Origin of the sequence: uncultured Eubacterium sp. (genome assembly GCF_945980375.1) — a bacterium.
In the GTDB taxonomy this organism is placed as follows: domain Bacteria; phylum Bacillota; class Clostridia; order Oscillospirales; family Acutalibacteraceae; genus Eubacterium_R.
The window spans coordinates 82078-90558 of record NZ_CAMFQO010000004.1 but is presented as its reverse complement, the minus strand read 5'-3'; the positions used below and the strand labels follow the sequence as shown (position 1 = coordinate 90558).

Annotated in this window: 11 protein-coding genes; all 11 read left to right on the top strand. The window is 42.0% G+C overall.

Annotated elements, in window-relative coordinates; all coding sequences use genetic code 11:
- Positions 1–317 precede the first annotated feature (317 nt).
- The 11 genes from Q0P34_RS02685 to rpsS all read left to right on the top strand — a co-directional run bounded on the left by Q0P34_RS02685 (position 318) and on the right by rpsS (position 8480).
- Positions 318–518, top strand: a complete 201-nt coding sequence (locus tag Q0P34_RS02685) for a GyrI-like domain-containing protein (RefSeq protein WP_366783532.1) — start codon at positions 318–320, stop codon at positions 516–518.
- Positions 519–684: 166 nt separating this feature from the next.
- Positions 685–2349 (top strand): dihydroxy-acid dehydratase, encoded by a 1665-nt coding sequence (gene ilvD / locus Q0P34_RS02680; protein WP_294952471.1) that lies wholly within the window; start codon positions 685–687, stop codon positions 2347–2349.
- A gap of 11 nt (positions 2350–2360) precedes the next feature.
- Positions 2361–3023, top strand: coding sequence for a hypothetical protein (locus Q0P34_RS02675; RefSeq protein WP_294952469.1), 663 nt, complete (start codon positions 2361–2363; stop codon positions 3021–3023).
- A gap of 3 nt (positions 3024–3026) precedes the next feature.
- Positions 3027–3887: a hypothetical protein gene (locus Q0P34_RS02670; protein ID WP_294952466.1), complete on the top strand. Its 861-nt coding sequence runs from the start codon at positions 3027–3029 to the stop codon at positions 3885–3887.
- Positions 3888–3928: 41 nt separating this feature from the next.
- The gene (locus tag Q0P34_RS02665) at positions 3929–4759 is read left to right on the top strand and encodes an ABC transporter ATP-binding protein (RefSeq protein ID WP_366783527.1); all 831 of its coding nucleotides are present in this window, start codon (positions 3929–3931) and stop codon (positions 4757–4759) included.
- Between the two features lie 527 nt (positions 4760–5286).
- Entirely contained in the window at positions 5287–5604 is a 318-nt protein-coding gene (gene rpsJ / locus Q0P34_RS02660) for a 30S ribosomal protein S10 (RefSeq protein ID WP_294952463.1), read from the top strand.
- 68 nt (positions 5605–5672) lie between these two features.
- A complete protein-coding gene (gene rplC / locus Q0P34_RS02655) occupies positions 5673–6305 on the top strand; it encodes a 50S ribosomal protein L3 (RefSeq protein WP_294952461.1) in 633 nt (210 codons plus the stop codon).
- 17 nt (positions 6306–6322) lie between these two features.
- Positions 6323–6946, top strand: coding sequence for a 50S ribosomal protein L4 (gene rplD, locus Q0P34_RS02650; RefSeq protein ID WP_178666962.1), 624 nt, complete (start codon positions 6323–6325; stop codon positions 6944–6946).
- A complete protein-coding gene (gene rplW / locus Q0P34_RS02645; protein ID WP_177664947.1) occupies positions 6946–7242 on the top strand; it encodes a 50S ribosomal protein L23 in 297 nt (98 codons plus the stop codon). Before rplD ends, rplW begins: the two co-directional genes overlap by 1 nt.
- A gap of 112 nt (positions 7243–7354) precedes the next feature.
- Positions 7355–8188 (top strand): 50S ribosomal protein L2, encoded by an 834-nt coding sequence (gene rplB, locus Q0P34_RS02640; protein ID WP_294952457.1) that lies wholly within the window; start codon positions 7355–7357, stop codon positions 8186–8188.
- 19 nt (positions 8189–8207) lie between these two features.
- Complete coding sequence (rpsS, locus tag Q0P34_RS02635; RefSeq protein WP_288314209.1) at positions 8208–8480, top strand: 30S ribosomal protein S19; 273 nt, start codon at positions 8208–8210, stop codon at positions 8478–8480.
- The last annotated feature ends 1 nt before the right edge of the window (position 8481 follow it).

The window sequence follows — 8481 nt, the reverse complement described above, 5'->3', positions numbered from 1 at the left end:
GCTTATAATACAATCATATAACTTTACTCATTCCTTACTGACCGTAAAATTCAAATTTTTCTTTTGATTAACTCTTATTATACACCAAAAATATGAATATTTCTACCCGCCGTCTATTGACCTCAATTACGAGGGAAATAGGCGGCTTTTTTGTTTCTAAAAAAATATTTTCAAGAAATTTTTGAAAAAGGGGTGATTTTGGGTGTGCATTTTGACCCCCTTTGTCCAAATGAGTGAAGGGGTTAATTCCGAACCACGAAAAGGTCAGCCCATTCACTTGTATTTTGACAACTGAATAAATCATTCACTAAGACTTTATTTCTGATGATTTTAGCCACCTTATCGGGTACGCCGAGACTTCTGCATTAAGAGATGCTTATAATGCTGTGCTTAAGTATGTTGAGGAAAACGGATATACTGTTGCCGATAACCCGAGAGAGTGCTACATTGACGGTTGTTGGAATAAGGATAACGAAAATGATTACCTGACAGAAATCCAAATACCAATCAAAAAGTAAATATTATTTTTGCCACATCGTCATGTACGGTGTGGTTCTTGTTTTTCTTGACGGAATTGTAATTAGGTTGTATAATTACATAAAAGTAAAAAAGTATTGAATTATTTGCTTTTTAATAATATAATATTAAATTATAAGTAATCTTTTTAACAAATGAGGTATAGATATGAGATCAGATTTGATTAAGGAGGGCCCGTCAAGAGCTCCTCACCGTTCTCTCCTTCGAGCTCTCGGTATTGACGAGCTTGAAATGAAAAGGCCGTTTGTTGCGGTAGTAAACTCAAAGAGTGATTACATCCCGGGTCATATGCACCTTGACAAAATTGCCGAGCAGGTAAAGGCAGGTATCCGCAACGCAGGCGGTGTTCCGTTTGAGTTTAACACCATCGGTGTTTGCGACGGTATTGCAATGAACCATAAGGGCATGAAGTATTCACTTTGCTCGCGTGAGCTTATTGCAGACAGCATTGAGGTTATGCTTACTGCACATCCGCTTGATGCAATTGTGTTTATCCCAAACTGTGACAAGATTGTTCCGGGTATGCTTCTTGCGGCATGCAGACTTAATCTTCCGTGCATCTTCATTAACGGCGGACCTATGCTCCCCGGTAAGAGTACAGAGACTAAAAATCCAATCGGTCTGTCAGAGCAGTTTGAATATGTCGGTGCAAATTCGGTTGGCAAAATGTCTGCCGAAAATCTTGAGCAGACTGCATTTACTGCCTGCCCAACCTGTGGTTCATGCTCGGGTATGTACACAGCTAATTCAATGAACTGCCTTACAGAGTCCATTGGTATGTCACTTCCGGGTTCAGGCACAATTCCCGCTGTTTACTCTGCCCGTCTTCGCTTGGCAAAGATGGCAGGTGAAAGGGTTATGGAGCTTCTTAAGGAGGACATCAAGCCTTCCGATATTATTACGGAAAAAGCAATCCAAAATGCTATGCGTACAGATATGGCTATCGGTTGCTCAACAAATACAATTCTTCACCTTACCGCCGTTGCTCACGCAGCAGGTCACGATATTGATTTGGCAGACCTTAACGATATGGGCAATTCAACTCCGCAGATTTGCAAGCTTAATCCTGCATCATCTGTGTTTATTACCGATCTTAATGATGTTGGCGGTATGCAGGCTGTAATTAAGGAGCTCGCTTCAGGCGGACTCATCAACATAGATTGCCTAACCGTTAACGGTACTGTTGCTGACAGAATTGCAAAGGCTCCCGATGCAGACGGTGTTGTTATTCGTAAGCTTGACAATCCTTTCTCAAAGGACGGCGGTATTGCCGTGCTAAAGGGCAATCTTGCTCAGGAGGGCGCTGTTGTTAAGAAGGGTGCGGTTGCACCTGAAATGATGCAACATAAAGGCCCTGCAAAATGCTATGATTCAGAGGAAGAGGCTATTGCGGCTATCACCGGCGGCAAGGTTGTTGCAGGTGATGTTGTTGTTATCAGATACGAGGGTCCAAAGGGCGGACCGGGTATGAGAGAAATGCTTTCTCCTACATCGGCTATTATCGGTATGGGACTCGGTTCAGAGGTTGCACTTTTGACAGACGGTCGCTTTTCCGGTGCTACAAGAGGCGCTTCTATCGGTCACGTTAGCCCTGAGGCTGCTGTCGGCGGTACAATCGCGTTGGTTGAAGACGGCGACGAAATCGAAATTGACATTCCTGCAAGAGTGCTTCGTGTAAATGTTTCTGATGAGGTATTGGCAGAGAGAAGAAAAAATTGGTCTGCTCCAAAGCAGAACCTAACAGGCTATCTCAAGAGATATGCACAGCATGTAACATCAGGATCACGCGGTGCTGTTTTTGAAGACGATTAATAGGTGTTTTTATGAGTAAGCTCAAAGAGCAAAATGTGAATAAACAAAAAAAGCATAGGCGACACAAGAACGATAGCGTGGTTTATCCATACTTATATCGTTCTATAAGCTTTGTGCTTATATCAATGTTCGCTTTTGCTCCATTGATGCTTTTGGGATTTGACAAGGCAAAGACAACCGTTGAAGATGCAAAAACTTATTTAACGATAGACTTCAACGATATTGCCACCGATAATTCATATAACGGTAAAACAGGCAATGATTTTGTCAATTCCATTCGTCTTGGCTCGCTTATCGGTACGGTTTCCTGCGAAAGAATAGGGCTTAATGAAAACATTTATTACGGATACAACAGAGTGTCGTTACGAGACGGTGCAGGCCTTGACAGCAGTTCATTTTTATTCGGTATGGGCGGATGCAGTAGGCTTGCCGGTTATTCCTCGTCGTCATTCGGAAATCTTTATAATATTAAAAAAGGTGATGTTATAAAGGTTGATACTCCGTTTGGTATTTTTTACTATGAGGTGTACGATGCGTATGCATCTAATACCCCTGAGGATACCAAGGGCGATGCCTTGATATTGGGAACGGCAAAATCCTCAAAGGCATTTTCGGCACAATCCGATAAAGGCTTTTATGTGTATGCCGTATTAGCCGACAAGGAGGTAGAGTAAGATATGAACAACGCTTTTTCCTCTCGTCGTAAAAAAAGAACGGCACTGTCATTTTTGCTGTATTTATTGATTTCACTTTCCGTAATTATCGTAGGCTTTCTCAGTGTTGGTTCAAACCCCAACACCTTTATTAAGGAATTTACAAGCAACAAATATGTGGAAAACGTAAAGGCAGATGCAGTTCGCTATTGTCAGGATATGTGCATTCAAAATTCAATTCCCGATGATTTTATTGATGACGTAATAACTTATAACCGCATATTGAGCATTCAAAAAGCGTATATCGTTGGAGAGCTTAATGAAAATGATGAGTACAATAAAAATACATATGAGGGCCTGCTTACAAAGCTTCAGGAGGATATTGAGGCGAGCGTAAGCAACATGGTATCGGAGCAGAAGATTCAAATTGATTCATCTGTAAAGGATACCGCCGTGGCTGATTTTTCAAAGCAGATTAAGGAATATGTTGAAAAAATAATCCATTTTAATTATATTTCACAGCTTCGCAGCTATTGCGACACGGCCAATATGTTTTGTAAAATATTACTTTGCGTTTGCTCAATCGGCATTGTTTGCGTTGTCTTGATGCTTAGTATGGGCACATCAAGAAAGTATCGTGCTACCCGTGCAACTGCATATTCAATCCTTGCGGCTGTAATTATGAATATGGTGGTGTTTGATACTGTTTCCATAATAAAAAGTAAAAAAGAATTGGTTATTTATCCCACGTATCTTGTAGATGTTTTTTTGAATTGGGTTGATGATTCACTTGCATATTTGTTGGCAAGTACAGGCTTTTTAGCCATTCTGTTTGTTGTGGTAACGGCACTCACTTGGAGGCTAAAGAATAACAGTAAGCAATAATTTGCCTGCACATATGAAAAAGAGGATAGAGGTTATATAACATGGAAGAAATAAAAAATATAGAGCAAGCGGCAGAGATTGCCGAACAGACTGATACAGAGCAGGTGGTTGACGACCGCCCTGTTGTTATTGATGTAGACCATATTGATATGGAGTTTATTCTCAATAAGCAAAAGATAGATAATCTTAAGGAATATGTTATCCGTAAGATTAAGGGCAATATTGAGGTTACAAAGTTCAAAGCTCTTGACGATATTACTTTTCAGGTTAGAAAGGGCGAGCGTCTTGCTATTATGGGACTTAACGGTGCCGGCAAAAGCACCTTGCTCAAGTCTATTGTAGGTGTGTATAAGCCAACATCCGGTAAGGTTACAAAGGTTGGTGTTATGGCACCTCTTATCGAGCTGGGCGCCGGCTTTGACCCCGAATATACCGGTAAGGAAAACATTTACCTGTACGGCGCAATTCTTGGTTACAGCAGAGAATTTTTGGATACAAAGGTTAAGGATATTATTGAGTTTTCCGAGCTCGGTGAATTCATTAACGTTCCGCTTAAAAACTATTCGTCGGGTATGAAATCCCGTTTGGGCTTTTCCATTGCAACTGCAGTAGAGCCCGACATTCTTGTGCTTGATGAGGTTTTGTCGGTAGGTGACGCAAAATTCAGACGCAAAAGTCTTGCAAAGGTTAAGTCTATGTTTGATAAGGGCGTAACCGTTTTGTTTGTGTCGCACAGCATCGATCAGGTGCTTGCAATTTGTGACAGAGCAATCCTTCTTCAAAAGGGTAAAATTATTGCTCAGGGCACCGCACAGGAGGTTGCAAAGGTTTACGAGGAAAAGACCGGTAAGGCCCCCAAAAAGAAAAATTAGAATTTGCAACGCGGCACAAAACTGTGCCGTGTTTTTGCATTTACTATATATTGTGTATATTGGTGATTTTTACACAATATATGGGTGAAAATTTTACTTGTGCAAAACTAACAAACTTTAATTTTTAATTTTGTAAAAAAAGTAAAATTTTTTGAAAAAATCTATTGACAATGTCATATGTATATATTATAATAGTCGCACGTGTGGTAAACTGCGTATATATGAAGTTATATATTATATATAGCAATATGCAGTTAGATTGCACAACATGATATGCGATGATGTCGGAGGTTGCGCTTAACCCGGCGGTAATTTCGACGGAGTATGTCCGAGTTTCAAACACGGGCGAACCTATATCAACACTAACTGCGACAGGTAACTTGCGAATGCCTGCGCGCGTGTAGGCTTATTCTGCGTCCGAATGAATATTGTCATTCGGATTTCAAAAATGAAAGGGTAGGAACACACGGCCTCGTGGTTAACGGTTGATAAAACTCGCACCACTAAATTTCAATGGAGGAATTAAAATGGCAGCAAGTAAAGTCAAGATCAGAATCAGACTTAAGGGCTATGATCACAGCATTGTTGATCAGGCTGCAGAAAAGATTGTTGAAACTGCAAAGAGAACAGGCGCACAGGTTAGCGGTCCTATTCCTCTTCCTACCGAGGTAGAGAAGATCACAATCCTTCGTGCTACTCACAAGTACAAGTACAGCCGTGAGCAGTTTGAGCAAAGAACACACAAAAGACTCATTGACATCCTTAGACCTTCAAATAAGACAATCGAAGCTCTACAGGGTCTTGAGCTCCCAGCCGGCGTTGATTTGGAAATCAAAACAAAGTAATCCAAGCAAAACAGTCGGTTGAGGTCATGTTGGGGGTACCCAACCAATAACCAAAGGAGGAAATACAAATGAAGAAAGGTCTTATCGGTAAGAAAATCGGCATGACTCAAATCTTCGACGAAGCAGGCAACGCAGTTCCTGTTACAGTTGTTGAGGCCGGTCCATGTGTGATTACCCAGAAGAAGACAATGGAGAACGACGGCTACGAAGCAATCCAGGTTGGTTTCGGCGATGTTAAGGTCGCAAGAGTGAACAAGCCAATGAAGGGTCACTTCGACAAGGCAAACGTTGCTCCAAAGAAAACACTTAAAGAATTCCGTCTTGAAGACATTTCAGCAATGAACGTTGGCGACATTCTTAAGGCTGACGTATTCGCAGCAGGCGACGTTGTTGATGTTAAGGGAACAAGCAAGGGTCACGGAACAGCAGGCGCAATTAAGCGTTGGAATTTCGCAAGACTCCGTATGAGCCACGGTACAGGTCCTAACCACCGTCACGCAGGTTCATTGGGTGCTTGTTCAAGCCCATCAAGAGTATTCAAGGGCAAGAAGATGGCAGGTCACTACGGTCACGAGGCAGTAACAGTTCAAAACCTCAAGGTTGTAAAGGTTGATGCAGAAGCAAACCTTATTGCAATCAAGGGTGCAATTCCGGGTCCAAAGGGCGGAATCGTTGTTATTGCAGACGCAGTAAAAGCTTAACGAAAGGAGAGGTATAAATGGCACAGGTTCAGGTTTATAACCAAGAAGGAAGAAAGACTTCTAAATTAGAGCTTGCAGATTCAGTTTTCGGTATTGAGCCAAATGCTGATGCAATGCACTTAGCTGTAGTTAGCTATCTTGCTAACCAGAGACAGGGAACACAGTCAACTCTCACTCGTTCAGAAGTAAGCGGTGGCGGTGCAAAGCCTTGGAGACAGAAGGGCACAGGCCGTGCTCGTCAGGGTTCAACAAGATCTCCACAGTGGACACACGGTGGTATCGCTCTTGGTCCAAAGCCAAGAAAGTATAAGGTTGAGCTTAACAAGAAGGTAAAGAGACTTGCTATGAAGTCAGCTTTGTCAACAAAGGTTGCTGATGAAGAAATGATGGTAGTAAACAAGATTGAGCTTGAGGGCATTAAGACAAAGGCTATTGTTGAGATGCTTGCAAAGCTTAAGGCTGCAAAGAAGACACTTATCGTTACTGACGGTGTAGATGAGGTTATCTACAAGAGCGCACGTAACATTGAGGGCGTAAAGGTTGTTACAGTAAATACTCTTTGTGTATACGACATCTTGAATTGCGACTCATTTGTTGTTCTTAAGGACGCAGCAAAGAAAATTGAGGAGGTATACGCATAATGAAAGCAGCACAGGATATCATCCTTAAGCCAATCATCACTGAAAATTCAATGATGGGCATTATGGAAAAGAAATATACCTTCAAGGTAGCAAAGACTGCAAATAAGATTGAAATTGCCAAGGCAGTTGAGGAAGCCTTCCCGGGCACAAAGGTTGCTAAGGTAAACACAATGAACGTTCGCGGTCGCAAGCGCAGACAGGGCTACAATGTTGGCTACACTCCATCTTGGAAGAAGGCTATCGTAACCTTGACAGAGGATTCAAAGGAAATCGAATTCTTCAGCGATATGATGTAATCACTGTATAATAAGTATTATACCTATTATATATAAGCAACAGAAACAAATGAATGATGAGGTATGAAAGGTGCCATCCTTTCGCAAAGTTATTCATGGTAAGGAGATTATAATGGCAGTTAGAAATTATAAGCCGACTACACCTTCAAGAAGAAATATGTCGGTTATCGATTATTCTTCTCTATCAAAAGTTGCTCCTGAGAAATCACTTCTTGAACCACTTAACAAGAAGTCAGGTCGTAACTCATACGGAAGAATCACAGTTCGTCACCGCGGTGGCGGAAACAGAAGAAAGTATCGTGTAATTGACTTCAAGAGAAACAAGTTCAATGTTCCTGCAGAGGTTAAGACAATCGAATACGATCCAAACAGATCAGCTCATATTGCTCTTATTCAGTATGAGGACGGTGTAAAGAGCTACATCATTGCTCCGGAAGGTCTTAAGGTAGGTGCAACAGTTGTTGCAGGTACCGATGTAGATATCGTAGTAGGTAACGCTCTTCCACTTGAAAATATGCCTGTTGGTACAATCGTACACAACGTTGAGCTTTATCCGGGTAACGGTGCACAGCTCGCACGTTCAGCAGGTAACAGCGCACAGCTTATGGCTCTTGAGGGCCCATATGCACTTCTTAGACTCCCATCAGGCGAGCTTAGAAATGTACCAAAGCAGTGCATCGCAACAGTTGGTGTTGTAGGCAACGCAGATCACGCAAACGTAAAGCTCGGTAAGGCAGGTCGTAAGCGTAATATGGGTTGGAGACCAACAGTTCGTGGTTCTGTAATGAACCCCAACGATCACCCTCACGGTGGTGGTGAAGGTAAGTCACCTATCGGTCGTCCGGGTCCATGTACTCCATGGGGCAAGCCTGCTCTTGGTTACAAGACACGTAACAAGAAGAAGGCATCAAATAAGATGATCGTTCGCCGTAGAAACAGCAAGTAAGAGGAAAGGAGAAGATTAAATGAGTAGAAGTACTAAAAAAGGCGCATTCGTTGAAGAAAGCCTCTACAAGAAGGTAGCAGCTCTTAACGAAAAAGGCGACAAGCAAGTTATTAAGACTTGGTCAAGAAGTTCAACAATCTTCCCTGAATTCGTAGGTCACACATTTGCTGTACACGATGGAAGAAAGCATGTTCCTGTATATGTTACAGAGGATATGGTTGGACACAAGCTTGGTGAATTTGCACCAACAAGAACATTTAGAGGCCACGCAGGCTCTAAGACCGGTAAGTAAT